Origin of the sequence: Pseudomonas sp. CFII68, from assembly GCF_000416195.1 — a bacterium.
Lineage (GTDB): Bacteria > Pseudomonadota > Gammaproteobacteria > Pseudomonadales > Pseudomonadaceae > Aquipseudomonas > Aquipseudomonas kilonensis.
In genome coordinates, this window is record NZ_ATLN01000112.1 from 54,061 (window position 1) to 74,369 (window position 20,309).

Here is a 20,309-nt window from a genome sequence, read left to right on the forward strand (position 1 = left end):
TTGGTTCATGGGCACCAGTAAATCTCTAACGTAGGTTGCAAAAACGCGCGGATCGGCATTTCGGCGACATCGTCACCCGCCACCGCAGCGTTCAAGGTGGTCAATTTCGACTGACCGGAAATCGACAGCACTTTGTGTTGCGCCGAAGCCAGCAAGGCGCGGCTCATGGTCAGGCGCTGGTGCGGCACGGTCGGCGCCAGCATCGGCCAGCAGCGACGTGTGCCATTGGCGTCCAGAGCCTGGGCCAGGTTCGGGCTGTCAGGGAACAGCGAGGCGGTGTGCCCGTCATCGCCCATGCCCAATACCAGCACGTCGATCGGCGGCAACTCGGCCAACAGACGATCGGCCTGCTCGGCAGCCGCTTCCAGATTGGCACTGGCGCTGTAAAGGCTCAGGAACTGGGCCTTGGCTGCCGCGCCTTGCAGCAGGTAACGCTTGAGCAGGCCGGCGTTGCTGTCGGCGTGTTCAACCGGTACCCAGCGCTCATCGGCCAGGCTGACCACCACGTTGGACCAGTCCAGCGCCTGCTTGGCCAGATGCTGGAAAAACGCCACCGGGCTGCGGCCGCCGGAGACCACCAGGGTCGCCGCACCGCGCGCCTCGATTGCGTTGCGCAACTGCTCGGCCACGTTCAGCGCCAGGCCTTCGGCCAGCACCACCGGGTTCTTGAATTCATGGGCGCGAACGCCCTGCGGCAGTTTCAATTCAGATATCGCCATACCATGACCTCCCATCCCGCGTGATCAGTGCAATGGAGCTCATCGGCCCCCAGGACCCAGCCGCATACGGCTTGGGCGCATCGCCGGATTTCTTCCATCCGGCGATCAACTGGTCACACCACGTCCACGCGGCTTCAATTTCATCTTTACGGACAAACAGGTTCTGATTGCCGTTCATGACTTCCAGCAACAACCGCTCGTAGGCATCGGGAATCCGTGCGCTGCGATAGGTGTCGGAGAAGTTGAGTTGCAACGGACCGCTGCGCAATTGCATGCCCTTGTCCAGGCCCTGCTCCTTGGTCATCACTCGCAAGGAAATCCCTTCGTCCGGTTGCAGGCGGATGATCAGCTTGTTGCTGATCTGCAAGCGCTGCTCGGGCGCGAAGATGTAGTGGGACGGTTCCTTGAAGTGGATGACGATCTGCGACAGCTTTTGTGGCATGCGCTTGCCGGTACGCAGGTAAAACGGCACACCGGCCCAACGCCAGTTGCGGATGTCGGCGCGCAGGGCGACGAACGTCTCGGTGTCGCTCTGGGTATTGGAGTTGGGTTCTTCGAGGTAGCCAGGCACTGCCTTGCCTTCGCTGTGGCCGGCGATGTACTGGCCGCGCACCACCTGGGTGGTCAAGCCTTCCGGGCTGATCGGCGCCAGGGCCTTGAGCACCTTGACCTTCTCGTCACGGATGCTGTCGGCGGACAAGTCGGCCGGTGGGTCCATGGCGATCAGGCACAGCAGCTGCAGCAGGTGGTTCTGGATCATGTCCCGCAGTTGGCCGGCCTTGTCGAAATAGCCCCAGCGGCCTTCGATACCGACCTTCTCGGCCACGGTGATTTCCACGTGGGAAATGTAGTTCTGGTTCCACTGGGTTTCGAACAGGCTGTTGGCGAACCGCAGCGCGATCAGGTTCTGGACCGTCTCTTTGCCCAGGTAATGGTCGATGCGATAGGTACGGTTTTCCGGGAAGAACTGCGCCACGGCGTCGTTGACCTTGCGCGAAGACTCCAGGTCCGAACCGATGGGCTTCTCCAGCACGACACGGGTGTTTTCGCTCAAGCCAACCTTCGCCAGGTTCTCGCAGATCGCCCCATACACCGCAGCAGGGGTGGCGAAATAGGCAATGACCTGCTGGGTCGAGCCGGCCGCTTCGGCCAAGGTGACGTAATCGTCGGCCTTGAGGAAATCCACGTGCAGGTAAGTCAATCGCGCCAGGAAGCGCTCGAACACGGCTTCGTCCAGGTCTTTTTCACCGACGTAGCGCCGCAGTTCGGCGGCGATGAATGCCAGGTGCTGCTGCTCGCCGCCGGGTTCACGGGCCAGCGCAATGATTCGCGTGTCCTCGTGCAACAACTGGGCGCCATCGAGCTGATAGAGGGCAGGAAAGAGCTTGCGCAAGGCCAGATCGCCCAACGCGCCAAACAAGGCAAAGGTGCACGGTTCAACCGTAATCGAAGGCATGATGTTTGTTCTTTTATCAAGTTAAACTACAAATACCTTTTTTCAAGGCATCACTCAAGGAAAAATGTAGTAATAACCACAACATTTTTCGAAAATACCGATTCCGAGTGGTGGTCCGTCGGAGCCATCAGTAGGATAGGCCACCGCAAAGGGTCGTATCAAAGACCCGTCTTCCTAGGAATCTTGTATGGACCGCGTGCGAAATTTACTGGAACAGATCCAGAGTCGCCTTGAAGACCTGAACAAGGCCGAACGCAAGGTGGCCGAGATCATCCTGCTCAACCCGCAGCAGGCGACCCGCTTCAGCATCGCCGCCCTCGCCCAGGCGGCTTCGGTCAGCGAACCGACCGTCAACCGTTTCTGCCGCTCGTTCGGCGTCAGCGGTTACCCGGAGCTCAAGCTGCAACTGGCCCAAAGCCTGGCCAGCGGCGCTGCTTATGTGAGCCGAGCGGTGGAGGCCGACGACAACCCGGAAGCCTACACCCGAAAAATCTTTGGCAGTGCCATTGCCTCATTGGACAGCGCCTGCCAGGCCCTTGATCCCAATTTGATCAGTCGCGCGGTGGATCTGCTGATCCAGGCCCGGCAGATCCACTTCTTCGGCCTCGGCGCCTCCGCCCCGGTGGCGCTGGATGCCCAGCACAAGTTTTTCCGCTTCAACCTGGCGGTGACCGCCCACGCCGACGTACTGATGCAGCGCATGATCGCGTCGGTGGCCCATACCGGTGAACTGTTCGTGATCATTTCCTACACCGGTCGTACCCGTGAGCTGGTGGAAGTGGCGCGCATCGCCCGGGAAAACGGCGCGTCTGTGCTGGGCCTGACCGCCGAAGGCTCGCCACTGGCCAAGGCCAGTACCCTGAGCCTGAACATCCCCCTGCCCGAAGACACTGATATCTATATGCCGATGACCTCACGGATCATCCAGCTCACCGTGCTGGACGTGCTCGCCACCGGCATGACCCTGCGTCGGGGCGTGGACTTCCAGCCGCATCTGCGCAAGATCAAGGAAAGCCTGAATGCCAGCCGGTATCCGGTGGGGGATGAGTTCAACTGACCCATTCCGATCGTTCCCACGCTCTGCGTGGGAATGCATCCCGTGACGCTCTGCGTCAGACGCGGAGCGTCCATAGAGGCATTCCCACGCGGAGCGTGGGAACGATCATCCAGAGTTAAGCCCCCACCCGCGCTTGTAAACTCAGGTGCGCCCGCTCCCCCGGCGCCAGGCACAGGCTGTCGGTGCCGCCACTGGCCGCTTCGACGCAGACGAATTCGCTGACTTCATCCCAACTCACCCCCAGCAACGGCCGTGCGCCGGGATGCCAGACCACGGTGTCGGCGCTGTCGCCGGTGTCGATGCACAATTCGCGCTGCCAGGCGTGGTCCTTGAGCTGCAATTCGCCCTCATGCTGGAACACCCGCTGGCAGCCACCCTCGACCCGCAATTCGCCTTCCTGCTGGCAAACCGCACGGCTCAACTGGTCGTAGCCCTGGGCGCCTTCGAGACCAGACAGCGCTACCTCACCGACGTCACCGATACGCCAATAGGCGTGCAAAGCCTGGCTCAACTGGCACGGCAGGCTGTCCTGGTGCTCGGTGCTCAAGCGCAGCTCCATGCGCTCACCCAGGTCTGCATGCAGGTCCACTTGCCAGTCGCACAATTGCAGCTGCCAGTGCAAATGCACACCGTCGTCATCACTGCGGCTGTCGAGCAGTTTCCAATCGATCAAGCGTGCCCAGCCGTGGGACGGCCAGGCGTTTTCGCTGGGATGGCGGCCATACCACGGCCAGCACACCGGCACCCCGCCGCGTATCGCCCCCACTTGCGGCCACTTGGCCGCGCACCACAACCAGGGTTTCTGGCCTTTGGGCTGAAAATGCAGCAACTGCGCGCCCTGGCGACTGAACACCGCCTGGCACAACGGGTGATCGATCACCAACACATCGCGCTGCCGATAGCGCTCCCACGCGAACACCGGGCGTTCGCGCAAGGATCTGAAAAAGCGTTGTAGCGGATGCTCATGCATGGGCCGCGGTCCTGGGAATCATTGAGTTGCTCATCTGTTTGCAACGCTTGTTGCGGCAAGGCGATTTATCTGTGGGAGCAAAGCTTGCTCGCGATGCAAGCGCCTCGCTTCCCTGGGAGACCGCGTTGTCTTCATCGCGGGCAAGCCTTGCTCCCACAGGTTCTGTGCCAGCCACCTTGCAAAAAAAAGCGGACAGCCTTGGCCGTCCGCAAATATGCGCACATAGAGAGGAGCTTATCGCAACAGCGTTAGAACACCGACTGAATTTTCAGGCCGGCCACCAGCGCGTTGTCGACTTCATCCACACCACCTGGGTGAGTGATGTATTGCAGGTTGGGACGCACGGTCAGCCAGTTGGTCACGTGGAAACCGTAGTTGATCTCGTAGTTGTACTCAGTGCTGCGCAGCGGCGAGAACAACGGATCATCGTAGTCGCTGACGCCATTGGCGGCGTTGACCAACTCGGCGTTTTTCTTCACGTCTTCGTTGACATGGATACGCGAGAAACCGATCCCGACATCGTCTTTCGGACGCGCATCGAACGGCCCCTTGTACACGAACATCAACGACTGGTAGTTGTCGACGACGTTGGTTTCCTTGTCATGGAAAGTCGCGTTGGCCGCGATGTTCAGGCCGCGCGAAGCGTCACCGTTGTGGGTGGTGAGCTGTTGCTGCGCGACGAACCAGTAGCCGTCCTTGCTGCTGTGGCTGCGGTAGGCGTTGCGGGTGGTGGCGGCGTCGTTGCCATCTTCGTCCTCACGGACGTCATCAGCCTTGGCCGTACTTTTGTAGTAACCGACACGGTATTCGCCCGGCAAGTTATTGATCTTGGGGGACCAGACCAATTCGACCGGAATAAGGGTACCCTTGGTACCGCTGCCGCTCAGCTTGTAGCGGTTGTTGTTTTCCAGTTGCGAAGGGTTCTGGTTGTAGGCGCCGATTTGCGCATAGAGCTCAGGCGTGAGGTTGTATTTGACGCGAATCGCCGCCTGCATGATCGGCCAGTTGTACCAGATGCCGGTCGCCCAGTTACCCGCTTGCGAACCGCAGAACGCCAGGTTCTGGAACTCGCACGGGAAGGTGTTGAAGTCTTCGCCCTCACCGAAATAACCGGCTTTGACATCCAGTTTGCTGTCGAAGTACTTCTGCTTGATCCACAACTGGGTCAGACGCGTGGTTTGCCCACGGCCCCAGACTTCCTGGGAGGAACTGAGGGTACCGGCACGTGGATCACCGATACGGTCGTTGGAGATGTTGCGACCGTCACGCCGGGTGAACTGGATCTTGGCTTCCGTATCACCCCAGCCCGCCAGTTTTTCCAGGTCGAGGGCTACGCCCAGGCCAAACTGCTGGGACCAGCGCGCGGTCTTGTCATCGTTGTAGCCGCCGTGAAGGTTGGCGCCCATCTCGCCGACGAAGTCAGCCTTGATATCGATACCTTGCTCGATCAGCTTGGTCCGTTCGCCACCCCAGTCACCCGTCATCCACTGCGAATCGGCGCTGAACGCGTCGGCAGCGTGTGCGCTACCGGCCAGCATCATCGCCGCAACGGCTGACAACTGGCAGATAAGCTGGGCGTTATTTTTCTTCTTCATCCCTACATCCTCGTCTTTATTGTTATTAACTGTTTTTATCTAACGCGGTTTACAACGATTGCGATGGATGGTCCCCCACTCACCGCATACTCCTTCCTGTGGGAGAGAGCTTGTGTGGGAGCTGAGCTTGCTCACGATGAAAGCGCCTCGGTCTTTCGAATGACCGCGTTATCGTTCATCGCGAGCAAGCTTTGCTCCCACAAGCCCCCTCCCCCATTGTTTCTTCATCGACCTTTGAACTGCGCTACGTTCGCCGATCGGGCATCGGCTTGCGGCTGGCCGGCCACGCCCAGGCGTTCGCCGGACTTGGCGTCGAACAGCAACACTTTCGATGGATCGAATTGCAGCGTCAGGGTCTCCCCGACTTGCGGCGCCACGTCCGGCGCCAGGCGACAGCAGACCTTGGTGTCGTTGAGGTTGACGAACACCAGGGTGTCCGGCCCGGTGGGCTCGGTGACCTGGACTTCGGCGCGAATGGTCGGCAAGCCATTGGGCTCGCTGCCGGCCAGCATGATCTGCTCCGGGCGCATGCCCAGGATCACTTCGCGGTCTTCCAGGCCCGCGTCCTGCATGCCCATCGGCAGCTCGCAACGGGCCTGGCCGCTGTCGAGCAGCGCCAGCAGGCGACCGTCCTTGCGTTGCAGGCGCAGCGGGATGAAGTTCATCGGTGGCGAACCGATGAAGCTCGCCACGAACAGGTTGGCCGGGTTGGTGTAGATGTCTTTTGGCGTGCCGAACTGCTGGATGATCCCGTCCTTCATCACCGCCACTTTGTCGCCCAGGGTCATGGCTTCGATCTGGTCGTGGGTCACGTAGACCGTGGTGGTCTTCAGGCGCTGGTGCATCAGTTTCATTTCGGTACGCATCTCGACCCGCAGCTTGGCGTCGAGGTTGGACAGCGGTTCGTCGAACAGGTAGATCTTCGGCCGCCGCGCCAGCGCCCGGCCCATGGCCACGCGCTGTTGCTGCCCGCCGGAGAGCTGGCCGGGCTTGCGATTGAGCAGGTGCTCGATCTGCAGCAGCTTGGCCACGCGGTTGACTTCTTCGTCGATGTCCGACTGTTTCATCTTGCGGATTTTCAGGCCGAACTCGATGTTCTCGCGCACGCTCATGGTTGGGTACAGCGCGTAGGACTGGAACACCATGGCGATGTCGCGATCCTTCGGGCTCATGCCGCTGACGTCCTGGTCGCCGATCATGATCGCGCCACCGGTGATGGTCTCAAGGCCGGCGATGCAGTTCATCAGCGTCGACTTGCCGCAGCCCGAAGGCCCGACGAGGATCAGGAACTCACCGTCCTTGATCGACAACTCGATGTTCTTCAGGGTGTCCGGCAGGCCGGCACCATAGGTCTTGTTTACGTTGCGAAGTTCAAGCGTTGCCATGATTACCCCTTGACTGCGCCGGCCGTCAGACCGCGCACGAAATACTTGCCTGCGACCACATAGACCAGCAGGGTCGGCAGCCCGGCGATCATCGCCGCCGCCATATCCACGTTGTATTCCTTGGCCCCGGTACTGGTGTTGACCAAGTTGTTCAGCGCCACCGTGATGGGCTGCGAATCACCACTGGAAAACACCACGCCGAACAGGAAGTCGTTCCAGATCTGGGTGAACTGCCAGATCAGGCAGACCATGATGATCGGGGTGGACATCGGCAGGATGATCCGCCGGAAGATGGTGAAGAACCCCGCACCGTCCAGCCGCGCCGCCTTCACCAGTGCATCGGGAATGCTGACGTAGTAGTTGCGGAAGAACAGCGTGGTGAATGCCAGGCCGTAGACCACGTGCACGAACACCAGGCCCGTGGTGGTACTGGCCAGGCCCATCTTGCCGAGGGTGAACGAGGCCGGCAGCAGGACGGTCTGGAACGGCAGGAAGCACCCGAACAGCAACAGGCCGAAGAACAACTGCGAACCGCGAAAACGCCACATCGACAACACGTAGCCGTTCAAGGCACCGATGGCGGTAGAGATCAGCACCGCCGGGACGGTGATCTTGATCGAGTTCCAGAAGTAGCCGTCGACCGTGGCCCAGGCCTTGACCCAGCCGATGCCGCTGACCACGGTCGGCCAGCTCAGCAGGTTGCCGGTGCTGATGTCTTCCGGCGTCTTGAAGCTGGTCAACAGCATGACCACCAACGGCACCAGGTAAAGCAATACAGCGAGGATCAACACCGCGTAGATCGCGATGCGACTCAGGCTGAGGGAAGGTTTGGCAGCGAGACTAGTCATGACGCTTGGTCCTCAGCTCGGAGTACAGGTAAGGCACGATGATTGCGAGAATCGCACCGAGCATCAGGATTGCACTGGCCGAGCCCATGCCCATCTGACCGCGACTGAACGTGAAGGAATACATGAACATGGCTGGCAGGTCGGAGGAGTAACCCGGGCCGCCGGCGGTCATCGCCGCCACCAGGTCGAAGCTCTTGATCGCGATGTGAGCCAGGATCATCACGGCGCTGAAGAACACCGGACGCAGGCTCGGCAGCACCACTTTCCAGTAGATGCGCGGCATGCTTGCGCCATCGATCTGCGCGGCACGAATGATCGATTGATCGACACCGCGCAGGCCGGCCAGGAACATCGCCATGATGAAGCCCGAGGCTTGCCATACTGCTGCGATCACCAGGCAGTACACCACGCGATCCGGGTCGATCAGCCAGTCCAGGCGGAAGCCTTCCCAACCCCAGTCACGCAACAATTTGTCCAGGCCCATGCCCGGGTTGAGCAGCCATTTCCAGGCCGTACCGGTGACGATCATCGAGAGCGCCATCGGGTACAGGTAAATGGTGCGGATGAAACCTTCGCGACGAATGCGCTGGTCGAGGAACACCGCCAGCAACACACCGATCACCAGGGTGATGCCGATGAACAGACCGCCGAACAGCGCCAGGTTCTTGCTCGCCACCCACCAGCGGTCGTTGTCCATCAGCCGCGCATACTGCGCCAGGCCTGCCCATTTGTAGTTCGGCAGGAACGTCGAAGTGGTGAACGACAGGACGAACGTCCACAAGATATAGCCATAGAAGCCCACCAGGACGATGAACATGCTCGGCGCCAGCACCAGTTTCGGGAGCCAGCGCTGCAATGCATCGAACGGCGAGGCCTTGCTGAACACAGCAACAGAACTCATGGGAAGATCCAAAACAAGGTTACAAGGGCATCCCTTTGTGGGAGCGAGCTTGTGTGGGAGCTGAGCTTGCTCGCGATGAAGGCACCTCGGTCTTTCCAATGACCGCGTTATCGTTCATCGCGAGCAAGCTTTGCTCCCACAGGCTCGCTCCCACAAAGGAAGCGGCGCTAATTACTTGGCTGACTGAACCGCTGCGCCGAGTTTCTTGGCGGCATCGGCAGGGTCGGCTTTCGGGTCGTTGATGTAGTTGGTCACCACATCGAAGAACGCACCCTGTACGGCCAGCGTGGTCGCCATGTTGTGCGCCATGCTTGGTTGCAGGCCACCGGACTTGGCGTCCGCCAGGAAGTCCTTGGCAGCGGTCTGGGCACAGGAATCGAAACCGTACTTGGCCATGTCGCCGAGCATGTCGTTACGAACCGGGATCGAGCCCTTGTTGATGCTGAAGACTTTCTGGAAGTTCTCGCCCAACACGACCTTGGCGATGTCCTGCTGGCCAGCCGCAGTGCCTGCGTCCTTCTGCTTGAACACCGCCAGGGAGTCGATGTTGTAGGTGAAGGCCTTGTCGGTGCCCGGGAAGGCCACGCACTGGTAGTCCTTGCCGGCGACTTTCTTCGCCGCGGTCCACTCGCTCTTGGCCCAGTCACCCATGATCTGCATGCCGGCCTTGCCGTTGATGACCTTGGCTGCTTCCAGGTTCCAGTCCTGGCCCTTGCCGTCGGGGTCCATGTAGGTCGCGACTCTCTTCAGCTCGGTCAGCGCCTTGACCATTTCCGGACCGGTCAGGGCCTTGCTGTCCAGGTCGACCAGGGCTTTCTTGTAGCCATCAGCGCCCATGACCGAGAGCACCACGGCTTCGAATACGGTGCTGTCCTGCCAAGGCTGGCCACCGTGGGCGAGCGGAATAAAGCCCGCGGCCTTGAGCTTGTCGCCGGCGGCGTAGAATTCTTCGAGGGTAGTCGGTGCCTTTTCGATGCCGGCTTTCTTGAAGACTTCCGGGTTGATCCACAGCCAGTTGACGCGGTGGATGTTCACCGGCACGGCGACGTAGTCACCTTCGTACTTCACGGTATCGGAGACTTTCTTGTCGAGCAGGCTGTCCCACTTCTCGGCCTTGGCAACGTCTTTCAGGACGTCGCTGTCGAGCAGCCCGGTGGACGCCCATTCCTGGATGTCCGGACCCTTGATCTGGGCGACGCCCGGTGGGTTGCCGGCCACGGCACGGCTCTTGAGCACGGTCATGGCAGTGGAACCGCCACCACCGGCGACAGCGCCGTCCTTCCAGGTAAAGCCGTCTTTTTCTACCTGAGCCTTGAGCACATCGACCGCGGCTTTTTCGCCACCCGACGTCCACCAGTGGACGACTTCCACGGAACCTTTCGATTCGGCGGCAAGGGTGGTGACAGGGAAGGCTGCGACGGGAAGCAGGGAAGCAAGAGAAATGACAGTAGCGAGGCGAGAAATCGCATTCATCTAGAATTACCTTTCTTGTTGTTATGCATGCAAGTCTGGTGCTTGCGCTGCATGGATTCTAATCAGAGGGAATCCCTTCGCAGGTAACGAAGGGACGTGCAAATGTCACGACATGGTTACACAGGCGAAGCGCTGGATAACCGCGCCAGGGCTGACGCCATGCTCGGTGCCAGGGGCAGGCGCGGAATCAAGACCGCCTGCCAGGCGTGATACAGGTCCGGCTTACCCGGCCAGATATCGGCGCTGGGGCAATTTTGCGGATCGAGTTCGTGATGCCAGCTGCCGTTGCAGCGGTCGATGAAATGTTTGTCACAGAACTCCCAGAATCGCCGGTACCAGGCTTCGTACTTCGCCTCGTCGGTGCGCTTGAGCAAGGCGCTGGCAGCGGCCGCCGCTTCGGCGTGGACCCAGTGCAGGCGATGGCGAACCACGGCGCGGTTATCCCAATCCAGGGTGTAGACAATGCCCGGCGCACCATCGACGCCCCAGCCGTGACGGCAGTTCTGATCGAAGAGTTTCTGTGCGTCCTGGGCCAGCCAACCCGGGGTCAGCATGCCGATCTGGACGCGTGCGGCTTCAAGGTGCAGCAGCAGTCGCGCCCATTCGAAACCGTGGCCAGGGGTGGTGCCGTAGGGTCGGAAACCATCGGCGGGATTGTCCTGGTTGTATTCGCGCAACGGCTGCCAGTGACGGTCGAAATGCTCCACCACCAGGTAGTCGTTGGCGGCGGCATGGCCGTGGATCACCCGTTCGACGATGTGCAGGGCGCGAGCCAGCCAGCGTGGGTCATCGGTGGCATCGGCCAGGGCGAGGAAGGCTTCGGTGGCGTGCATGTTGCTGTTGGCGCCGCGATAGGCCTCTTCCTCGCTCCAGTCGCGGTTGAAGGATTCGCGCAGCGCGCCCTCTTCTTCGCTCCAGAAATGCTCATCGATGATCCGCACCGCTTCGTCCAGCAACGCCTGGGCGCCGGGACGCTGGGCCACTACCGCGGAACTGGCCGCCAGGGCAACGAAGGCATGCAGGTAGGCCGCCTTGCCCGCGCCGTCTTCATCAGGCCGCGTCGTGGCAAACCAGCCACCGTGCTCAGCGTCGCGCAAGGGGCCGCTCAGCGCCTGGACGCCGTGGTCCACCAGCTCGGCAAACCCCGGCAGGCCCTGGATGTGGGCCATGGCGAAGCTGTGGGTCATGCGCGCGGTGTTCATGGTCTCGGCCCGGGCGTCGGCCGGCAGGTGGCCGCGCTCGTCCAGGTTGCCAAAGCCGTCCGCCAGCTTCGACGCCTTGGCGAACGCCAGCAACCGCAAGCCTTCGTCGGCAAGCCATTGCTGGTGGGCAGGGGCATTCAGCCAACTGCTGAAGGCCGGTTGGAAGGTGTCCATTGGGTGGTACCTTTTTTGTTGTTTTGACGCAGGGAGTCTAAACAAGGGATGGCGAGGGGCAGGTAACGAAAGGGGCGAGTTATGTCACCGAGTTGTGACATTTCCTTTGATGATCGTTCCCACGCTCCGCGTGGGAATGCATCAACGGACGCTCCGCGTTCGGCTTTAGATGGGACGCAGAGCGTCCCGGGCTGCATTCCCACGCAGAGCGTGGGAACGATCAGTCAACAGGGCTGGCTACTCCACACTGCGAGGCAACTGCAACGTCACCCGCAACCCGCCTTCACGCAGGTTCTGCAAGCTCACTTCGCCGCCATGGCTGTGGGCGATGTTGCGGGCGATGCCCAGGCCCAGGCCATAACCCTGCTGTTGTCCGGCGAGGCGGAAGTGCGGTTCGAAGACTTGCTCCAGGCGTTGCTCAGGCACGCCGGGGCCTTCGTCGTCGACATGCAGGATGAAGGCGGTTTCATCGTCATCGATGTGCAGGTGGGCGTTCTGCCCGTATTTCAAGGCGTTGTCGATCAGGTTGCCGATGCAGCGCTTGAGGGCCAGCGGCTTGCCGGGATACGGCGCCAGCGCCCGGCCATCCTGGGTCACCCGGCCGTTGCCGTTGGGCGCCAGGTAAGGTTCGACCAGGCAATCGAGCACATGGTTGAGGTCCACCGGCTCGATGTTTTCGTGGATGTCGGTGTCCTTGACGCATTGCAGCGCGCCTTTGACCAGCAGTTCCAGCTCATCCAGGTCACGACCGAACTTGGCTTGCAGGTTTTCGTCCTCCAGCAACTCGACCCGCAGCCGCAATCGAGTAATCGGAGTGCGCAAGTCGTGGGAAATCGCGCTGAACAACTGGCTGCGTTCCGTCAGGTAACGGCTGATGCGTTCGCGCATGGCATTGAACGCGCGCCCCACCTCCACCACTTCACTGCCGCCGCCCTCGGCCACCGGCTCCACCTCGGCGCCCAGGGACATGTCCCGCGCGGCCCGGGCCAAACGCTTGAGCGGTCGGCTCTGCCAGTGCACCAGCAAGCCGATGAACAGCAACAGCAAGCTGCTGGTGAGCACGATGAAACCGACCTGTTGCGTGGGCAGGTCTTGCTCTTCGAGGCTGGTGTAGGGTTCGGGCAACAGCGAGGCGATGTACAGCCACTCCCCCGGCGCCATCTGGATTTGCGTGACCAATACCGGCGGGTTCACCGGTTCCAGGGTCAAGGCGTAGTGAGCCCACGAACGGGGCAGCTCATCGAGCTTGAGCCCGGCGTTGAAAATTCGCAGGTCGTCGGGGCTGACAAAATTCACCGAGATGTCGGCGTTACTGCCCAATGAACGGCGCAGCACATCATCCACCGCCTTGAGCACCGCCAGTTTGCGCGGTGTGATCGGCAGCACGTCCATGCCCAGGGGCTTGTCGTTGAGGGTCACGACGAACCGCGTACCGCCCATGCTGCGCAACTGGTCCAGCACCAATGGCCGGTACGCCACCGGCAGCGAACGCAAGTAACTGACGCTGGCGGTCATCGAATGGGCCAGGCTGCGAGCGCTGGTGACCAGGCCTTCGAGTTGGGTGGCGCGCAGTTGCGAGACCCAGATCAGGCTGGACAGGGTCTGGGCGAACAACACCACCAGCAAGGTCAGCAGCAGCATCCGGCCCAGCAACGAGCGCGGCACCGGCACGCGTCGGGCGATTTTTTTGATCCAGTCAATGACCATTGCTGGCAACCACACTGGCCGCCAGTTGATAACCGCTGCCGCGCACTGTGCGAATCAGCCGCGGTGGCTTGTCGGTGTCACGCAGGCGCTGGCGCAGGCGACTGACCGCCATATCGACGATCCGGTCCAGGGGCATCAGCTCACGACCGCGGGTCGCATTGCCAATGGTGTCGCGGTCGAGGATTTCCTGGGGGTGATCGAGAAACAACTTGAGCAGGGCGAAATCGGCACCGGAGAGAATCACTTCTTCACCGTCGGTGTGGAACAGCCGATGGCTGACCATGTCCAGCCGCCATTCATCGAAGGCCAGCACTTCGCCGCCGGCGCGTTCCTGGCCGAATTGCGCCCGACGCAGCAGCGCCTTGATGCGCGCCTGCAATTCCCGTGGGCTGAAAGGCTTGCCCAAGTAATCATCGGCGCCCAGTTCAAGACCAATGACCCGGTCGGCCTCGTCGGAACTGGCGGTGAGCATGATGATCGGCACATGGGCCTGGCGCGGGTGCTGGCGAACCCAGCGGCAAAGGCTGAAGCCGTCCTCATCAGGCAGCATCACATCAAGGATCACCAGGTCGCTCGGTGCATCGTTCAGCGCCTGGCGAAACCCGGCGCCGTCGGGTGTGGTCCGCACCTGGAAACCCGCACGGCTGAGGTAGGTGTCCAGCAGTTCGCGAATCTCCTGGTCGTCGTCGACCAACAAAATCGATTTGTTCACTGAACTCACGGGCCTCGTCCTTGTTGTTTGGATGGGGGCGATTATGCCTGATGGACATCGAGTTTTTATCGCCTGTTCGGACCTTATCGCGAGCAAGCTTTGCTCCCACAGTGCTCCCCGCAAGATCAAGCACATCTTGTGGGAGCAAGGCTTGCCCGCGATGCAAGAGACGCGGTCTTAACTTTGCTCCAACGCCACACCCGCGCCCATCAGGCCCGAGTACGGCGCGGTCACCAGCCAGACCGGAATGCCCTTGAAGTAATCGCTCATGCAGCCCTTGTCGGCGAAGCAGCGAGCGAAACCACTTTCGAGGAAAAAATCGGCAAACCTTGGGACCACACCACCGACGATGTAAACACCACCGCGCCCGCCCAGTGTCAACACATTGTTGCCGGCCACGCGCCCCAGCCAGCGGCAGAACTGCTCGAGCACTTCCAGGGCAATCGGGTCGCCGGCCAGGCCGGCGGCGGTGATGGATTCGGGGGTGTCGAGCACCGGCACATGGCCGTCCACCGCGCAAATGGCCCGGTACACCCGAGGCAAACCGCTGCCACTCAGGACGGTTTCGGCGCTGACGTGGCCGATTTCGTTGTAGATGTGCTGCCACAGCTGGGTTTCCCGCGGGCTGCTCATGGGCAGGTCGACATGGCCGCCCTCCCCCGGCAACGCCGCGAAACGACCTTCGCCCAGGTCCAGCAACGTACCAACGCCCAGCCCGGTGCCCGGGCCGATCACCACTGCCGGGCGCAACGGCTCCGGGGTGCCTTCGCACACGACCCGGTATTCATCGGGACGCAAACGGGTCATGCCCAGGGCCATGGCCGAGAAGTCGTTGACCAGCAACAGCTTCTCCACTTGCAAGGTCTGGCAGAACGCCAGGTTGCTCAGGCGCCAGTGATTGTTGGTAAAGCGAAACTCATCGCCGCTCACCGGACCGGCCACCGACAGGCACACCGAACCGATCGCGCCCGGCTTCAGGCCCAGGCCACTCAGGTACACCTGGATGGCATCTTCCGGGCAGGCATAATCCGCCGTTGCCAGCACCTGGATGTTTTCCAGGGTGTGGTTTTTCCACAGCGCAAAGCGTGCGTTGGTCCCACCGATGTCACCGACCAAAGCCAATTTCAATTAAGCGTCTCCAGGGCAGAAGTGAAGGCGCTGGCGCCCTGCTCCGCCGAGCTGAAGGCCATGCGCATGAAACCGAACAGCTCGCGACCGGTGCCGATGTTGTTGCCCAACAGGCCCTTGGCCGGCGTGCGCGCGGCGAATTCCTCGGCGTCCACCTTCAATTCCAAGGTGCCTTTGACGCCATCGACACGGATGATATCGCCCTCCTGCACCCGGGCCAACGCACCGCCGACATAAGCTTCGGGGCTGACATGAATGGCCGCCGGGATTTTTCCCGACGCGCCGGACATGCGCCCATCGGTCACCAGCGCCACTTTGAAGCCACGGTCCTGCAGCACACCGAGGAACGGCGTCATCTTGTGCAGCTCCGGCATGCCGTTGGAGCGCGGGCCCTGGAAGCGCATCACTGCGACAAAATCCTTTTCCAGCAGGCCGGCCTTGAACGCGTCCGCCAGGTCCTGTTGGTCCTGGAAGACCATGGCCGGGGCTTCGACGACCTGGTTTTCCAGGGCCACAGCCGAAACCTTCATCACGCCACGGCCCAGGTTGCCTTCCATCACCCGCAGGCCGCCCTCAGGCGAGAACGCGCGAGCCACCGGGCGCAGGATGTTTTCGTCGAGGCTTTCGATCGGGCCGTCGCGCCACACCAGCTCGCCATCCTCGAGGAACGGTTCCTGGGTGTAGCGACTCAGGCCATGGCCGAGCACGGTGTTGACGTTTTCGTGGAGCAAACCGGCTTCCAGCAATTCACGGATCAGGAACGACATGCCGCCCGCCGCCTGGAAGTGGTTGATGTCGGCCTTGCCGTTCGGGTAGACGTGGCTCAGGGTCGGCACCACCTCGGAGAGGTCGGCCATGTCCTGCCAGGTCAGCTGGATACCCGCCGCCATGGCGATGGCCGGCATGTGCAGGGTGTGGTTGGTGGAACCGCCAGTGGCATGCAGCGCGACGATGGAGTTGACCAGCGAGCGTTCGTCGACGATTGCGCCGATGGGCATGAAGTTGCCGCTTTGCTTGGTCATGCGCGTCACCTGGAATGCCGCTTCCCGGGTCAGGGCATCGCGCAGTGGCGTGTTCGGGTTGACGAACGAGGCGCCCGGCAAGTGCAGGCCCATCACTTCCATCAACAACTGGTTGGTATTGGCGGTACCGTAGAAGGTGCAGGTGCCAGGGCTGTGGTAGGACTTCATCTCCGATTCCAGCAGCTCTTCGCGGGTGGCCTTGCCTTCGGCATAGCGCTGGCGCACGTCGGCTTTTTCCTTGTTGGAAATGCCCGAGACCATCGGCCCGCCTGGCACGAAGATCGTCGGCAAGTGACCAAAGCGCAGCGCGCCCATCATCAGGCCCGGGACGATCTTGTCGCAGATGCCGAGCATCAGTGCGCCGTCAAACATGTTGTGGGACAGCGCCACCGCCGTGGAGAGCGCGATCACTTCGCGGCTCGGCAGGCTCAGTTCCATCCCCGCCTCGCCCTGGGTCACGCCGTCGCACATCGCGGGCGTGCCACCGGCGAACTGGCCGACCGAGCCGATCTCGCGCAGGGCTTTCTTGATCTGTTCCGGGAAGGTTTCGTAGGGCTGGTGGGCCGAGAGCATGTCGTTATAGGACGACACGATGGCGATGTTGGCGGCGTTCATCATCCGCAGGTGATGCTTGTCTTCGGTGCCGCAGCCAGCCACGCCGTGAGCGAAGTTGGCGCACTGCAGCTTGCCGCGCATCGGCCCGTCGCTGGCTGCACCGTGGATCAATGCAAGGTAAGCCTGACGCGTGGCGCGGCTGCGGGCGATAAGCCGTTCGGTGACCTCAAGAACGCGGGGATGCATGTGTAGAACTCCAGGCTAACGGGGTGTGGCGACCTGATTGTCTATGCTGGTCAAAAGCCCGCTGCACGCTGTGTAAAAGGCGAGGCGACAGACGGTTTCTTGACCATTCGGACCAGTTGATTCAGGTCACTCGTTGTAGATAAAACAAAATATTGCCACTAAAAAGGCTTGTTTTCTATTTTTATGCGAATAATCTTGTAATTCCAACAACAAATCGACGGCGGCGCAGTTAATGACTCTTCGAATCGCAATTAATGGTTTTGGCCGCATCGGCCGCAACGTCCTCCGTGCACTGTATACCCAAGGCTATCGCCGCGACCTGCAGATCGTCGCCATCAACGACCTGGGTGACAGTGCAATCAATGCTCATCTGCTCAAGTTCGACACCGTCCACGGCACGTTCGATGCCGATGTGCAGCACGACCACGAAAGCCTGACGGTCAATGGCGACCGCATCTCGGTCAGCGCCATCCGCAACCCGGCCGAACTGCCTTGGGCGGCTGAAAAAATCGACGTCGTGTTCGAATGCACCGGCCTGTTCACCGATCGCTCCAAGGCCGCCGCGCATATCAGCGCCGGCGCCCGCAAGGTGATCATCTCGGCCCCGGCCAAAGGTGCCGATGCTACCGTCGTGTATGGTGTGAACCACGATATCCTGCGCCAGTCCCACCAGATCATCTCCAACGCTTCGTGCACCACCAACTGCCTGGCCCCGGTGGCCCAGGTGCTGCACCGCGAGCTGGGCATCGAAAGCGGCCTGATGACCACCATCCATGCCTACACCAACGACCAGAACCTGACCGACGTCTACCACAGCGACCCGTACCGCGCCCGTTCGGCCACCCAGAACATGATCCCGAGCAAGACCGGCGCCGCCGAAGCGGTGGGCCTGGTGCTGCCGGAACTGGCCGGCAAGCTGACCGGCATGGCAGTGCGCGTACCGGTGATCAACGTGTCCCTGGTCGACCTGACCGTGCAACTCAAGCGCGAAGCGTCGGCCGAAGAAGTCAACGAACTGCTGCGCCATGCCAGCCAGCATTCGAAGATCCTCGGCTACAACACCCTGCCGCTGGTCTCCAGTGACTTCAACCACAATCCGCTGTCGTCGATCTTCGACGCCAACCACACCAAGGCCAGCGGCAAGCTGCTCAAGGTACTGGCCTGGTATGACAACGAATGGGGCTTCTCCAACCGCATGCTGGATAACTGCCTGGCGTTGTGTAACGCCGAGTAACTGACTGCTGGCCAATGTGGAGCGAGCCTGTAAGAGCAAACCTTGGGAGCAGGCCAGTGGGAGCAAACCTGTGGGAGCAAAGCTTGCTCGCGATAGCGATTTCAAAGCCAGCACAGGTGCTGCATATGACGATGTCATCGCGAGCAAGCTTTGCTCCCACAGGTTCGCTCCCCACAGGTTTGCGCTCCTCACATGGGCTCGGCGTGATGAAATGAAGGCTTGACCTGCCGAGTAGATGATAAGCATTATCATCTACTCGAACCGGATCGGGCCCTACCGTGAGTCAATCGCGCTTTCATCTCGTCTTCCTCGCCCAGCGCACGCCGCTGCTGCGCACCCTCGAGCGCATGGTCAGCAACCCCAGTACCGCCGAAGACCTGCTTCAGGAAACCTACCTGCGCGTCACCCGCGCTTTGGGCGAACGCACGGTCGAACACCTCGAGCCCTTTGTTTTCCAGACCGCCCGCAACCTGGCGCTGGACCATCTGCGTGCCCGGCGCATCCAGTCGCGGACCTTGCTCGATGACGTACCGCCGGAGGTCGTCCACAACGTCGTCGCCCCCCAGAGCAGTGCCGAGGACGCCGCCCATGCCCAACAACTGCTTGAGCGCCTGAACGTCAGCCTCCAGGCCCTGAGTTCGCGACAGCAACAGATCTTCATTCTCAGCCGCCTGCATGGCCACAGTTACCAGCAAATCGCCGAACGCCTGGGCGTGTCCCTGAGCACCGTGCAAAAGGAACTGAAACTGATCATGGCGATCTGTGTGGGTGTGGCTGAACGTAGCCACGGCGAGCAGTGACCCGCCTCACGCTTCAGGCCATAAGCTGCGTACACGCTTGCCACTTGCTGCGTACAGCTTGTAGCTTGAGCCCGTGCCGCTAATACCGAGAACCCACTGTGACGGACAATCACCGCTCTGCCGAGCCCACTGCGACGCAGGAAACCACCCATGCCATGGAGCAGGCGCTGGACTGGCTGATCCGGCTGGACAACCCCAGCGAGGAACAGACGCGGCAGTTCGACGCCTGGCTGGCAGCCGATCCACGCCACGGCGAGGCGTTCGCCCGGGCCCAGGCGATCTGGAACGGCCCGCAGGTGATGGAAAGTGCCCGCCAACTTGCAGCCGCGCCCAAGGTCACCGCGCTGTCGCGCCTGCGCGCCCACTGGAAACCCCTGGCCACCGCCGCCGTGCTGTTTCTCGGCCTGTTCAATTTCAGCGACCTGCCCCTGCGCTTGCAGGCCGACCACCTGACCGTGGTCGGTGAGCGCCAGCGCCTGCAGTTGGAGGACGGCTCCAAAGTCCTGCTCAACACCGACTCGGCCTTATCCAGCACGTTCAACGAACAACGGCATGTCGCGCGCCTGTACAAGGGCGAGGCATTTTTCGAAGTCCCGGGCAACCGTAACCTGCCGCTGGAAATCGATGCCGGCCCGGTCACGGCCAGCGTCAGCGACACCACATTCGCCGTGCGTTACCTCGACGGCGTGGCGCAAGTCCAGGTGCAGCGCGGCGACGTGGACCTGCGGGCCACCCGCAACGACGCCCATGTGCGGCTGTCGGCCGGCGAAAGCATCCGCATCGGCCCCAACGGCTTCGACCGCCCGGCCCGGCTCGAGGCCAACACGGACCTGGCCTGGGTCCAGGGTCGGCTGGTGTTCGAAAACCGGCCACTGAGCCAGGTACTGGCCGAGCTGCGACGCTATTACCCCGGCTGGATCATCAACAGTAACGAACAATTGGCCAACGTCGCTGTGACTGGCAATTACCGCCTCGACCAGCCGCTGGACGTGGTCCGTTCGCTGGCCCATATCACCTCGGCGCGGCTTCAGGAGTTCCCGGCGCTGGTGATCCTGAACTAAATGAGAATTATTTTTACTCGATAGGCTCCGCTGATTCGTCTCGTTATAGCCAATGCAATTGATT

17 protein-coding genes are annotated in these 20,309 nt (G+C 61.5%); 4 read left to right on the forward strand and 13 right to left on the reverse strand.

Going from position 1 to position 20,309, the window contains the following annotated elements:
• Positions 1–5 precede the first annotated feature (5 nt).
• Positions 6–719: a 6-phosphogluconolactonase gene (gene pgl, locus CFII68_RS07200; RefSeq protein WP_018611014.1), complete on the reverse strand. Its 714-nt coding sequence runs from the start codon at positions 717–719 to the stop codon at positions 6–8.
• Complete coding sequence (gene zwf, locus CFII68_RS07195; RefSeq protein ID WP_018611016.1) at positions 706–2,175, reverse strand: glucose-6-phosphate dehydrogenase; 1,470 nt, start codon at positions 2,173–2,175, stop codon at positions 706–708. The genes pgl and zwf overlap by 14 nt, the downstream gene beginning before the upstream one ends.
• A 196-nt stretch (positions 2,176–2,371) precedes the next feature.
• On the opposite strand from zwf, the gene CFII68_RS07190 reads away from it, so the two are divergent.
• Positions 2,372–3,232, forward strand: a complete 861-nt coding sequence (locus CFII68_RS07190) for a MurR/RpiR family transcriptional regulator (RefSeq protein ID WP_170842276.1) — start codon at positions 2,372–2,374, stop codon at positions 3,230–3,232.
• Positions 3,233–3,347: 115 nt separating this feature from the next.
• On the opposite strand, the gene CFII68_RS07185 is transcribed toward CFII68_RS07190, so the two are convergent.
• From CFII68_RS07185 to edd, 11 genes are all read right to left on the reverse strand, one after another.
• Positions 3,348–4,202 (reverse strand): D-hexose-6-phosphate mutarotase, encoded by an 855-nt coding sequence (locus tag CFII68_RS07185; RefSeq protein ID WP_018611018.1) that lies wholly within the window; start codon positions 4,200–4,202, stop codon positions 3,348–3,350.
• Between the two features lie 248 nt (positions 4,203–4,450).
• On the reverse strand, positions 4,451–5,797 hold the full coding sequence (locus CFII68_RS07180; RefSeq protein ID WP_018611021.1) for a carbohydrate porin: 1,347 nt from the start codon (positions 5,795–5,797) through the stop codon (positions 4,451–4,453).
• Between the two features lie 224 nt (positions 5,798–6,021).
• On the reverse strand, positions 6,022–7,182 hold the full coding sequence (locus tag CFII68_RS07175) for an ABC transporter ATP-binding protein (protein ID WP_018611023.1): 1,161 nt from the start codon (positions 7,180–7,182) through the stop codon (positions 6,022–6,024).
• A 2-nt stretch (positions 7,183–7,184) separates the two neighbouring features.
• Positions 7,185–8,030: a carbohydrate ABC transporter permease gene (locus CFII68_RS07170; RefSeq protein ID WP_014336917.1), complete on the reverse strand. Its 846-nt coding sequence runs from the start codon at positions 8,028–8,030 to the stop codon at positions 7,185–7,187.
• The gene (locus tag CFII68_RS07165) at positions 8,023–8,931 is read right to left on the reverse strand and encodes a carbohydrate ABC transporter permease (RefSeq protein ID WP_003198535.1); all 909 of its coding nucleotides are present in this window, start codon (positions 8,929–8,931) and stop codon (positions 8,023–8,025) included. The genes CFII68_RS07170 and CFII68_RS07165 overlap by 8 nt, the downstream gene beginning before the upstream one ends.
• A 171-nt stretch (positions 8,932–9,102) precedes the next feature.
• Positions 9,103–10,404 (reverse strand): ABC transporter substrate-binding protein, encoded by a 1,302-nt coding sequence (locus CFII68_RS07160; protein WP_024616917.1) that lies wholly within the window; start codon positions 10,402–10,404, stop codon positions 9,103–9,105.
• 116 nt (positions 10,405–10,520) lie between these two features.
• Positions 10,521–11,780 (reverse strand): AGE family epimerase/isomerase, encoded by a 1,260-nt coding sequence (locus CFII68_RS07155; RefSeq protein WP_018611029.1) that lies wholly within the window; start codon positions 11,778–11,780, stop codon positions 10,521–10,523.
• Positions 11,781–12,017: 237 nt separating this feature from the next.
• Complete coding sequence (locus CFII68_RS07150) at positions 12,018–13,487, reverse strand: ATP-binding protein (RefSeq protein ID WP_018611031.1); 1,470 nt, start codon at positions 13,485–13,487, stop codon at positions 12,018–12,020.
• Positions 13,477–14,208 carry a response regulator gene (locus CFII68_RS07145; RefSeq protein WP_014336913.1) on the reverse strand — a complete coding sequence of 244 codons (732 nt, stop codon included), beginning with the start codon at positions 14,206–14,208 and terminating at the stop codon, positions 13,477–13,479. The genes CFII68_RS07150 and CFII68_RS07145 overlap by 11 nt, the downstream gene beginning before the upstream one ends.
• Positions 14,209–14,376: 168 nt before the next feature.
• The gene (locus CFII68_RS07140; RefSeq protein WP_018611034.1) at positions 14,377–15,327 is read right to left on the reverse strand and encodes a glucokinase; all 951 of its coding nucleotides are present in this window, start codon (positions 15,325–15,327) and stop codon (positions 14,377–14,379) included.
• Positions 15,324–17,150: a phosphogluconate dehydratase gene (gene edd / locus CFII68_RS07135; protein ID WP_018611036.1), complete on the reverse strand. Its 1,827-nt coding sequence runs from the start codon at positions 17,148–17,150 to the stop codon at positions 15,324–15,326. The genes CFII68_RS07140 and edd overlap by 4 nt, the downstream gene beginning before the upstream one ends.
• Before the next feature lie 232 nt (positions 17,151–17,382).
• On the opposite strand from edd, the gene gap reads away from it, so the two are divergent.
• The 3 genes from gap (at position 17,383) to CFII68_RS07120 (ending at position 20,245) form a co-directional block, all read left to right on the forward strand.
• Entirely contained in the window at positions 17,383–18,384 is a 1,002-nt protein-coding gene (gene gap, locus CFII68_RS07130; RefSeq protein WP_003198523.1) for a type I glyceraldehyde-3-phosphate dehydrogenase, read from the forward strand.
• A gap of 278 nt (positions 18,385–18,662) precedes the next feature.
• Entirely contained in the window at positions 18,663–19,184 is a 522-nt protein-coding gene (locus CFII68_RS07125; protein ID WP_018611039.1) for an RNA polymerase sigma factor, read from the forward strand.
• Between the two features lie 98 nt (positions 19,185–19,282).
• Positions 19,283–20,245 (forward strand): FecR domain-containing protein, encoded by a 963-nt coding sequence (locus CFII68_RS07120; RefSeq protein ID WP_033062801.1) that lies wholly within the window; start codon positions 19,283–19,285, stop codon positions 20,243–20,245.
• Positions 20,246–20,309 lie beyond the last annotated feature (64 nt).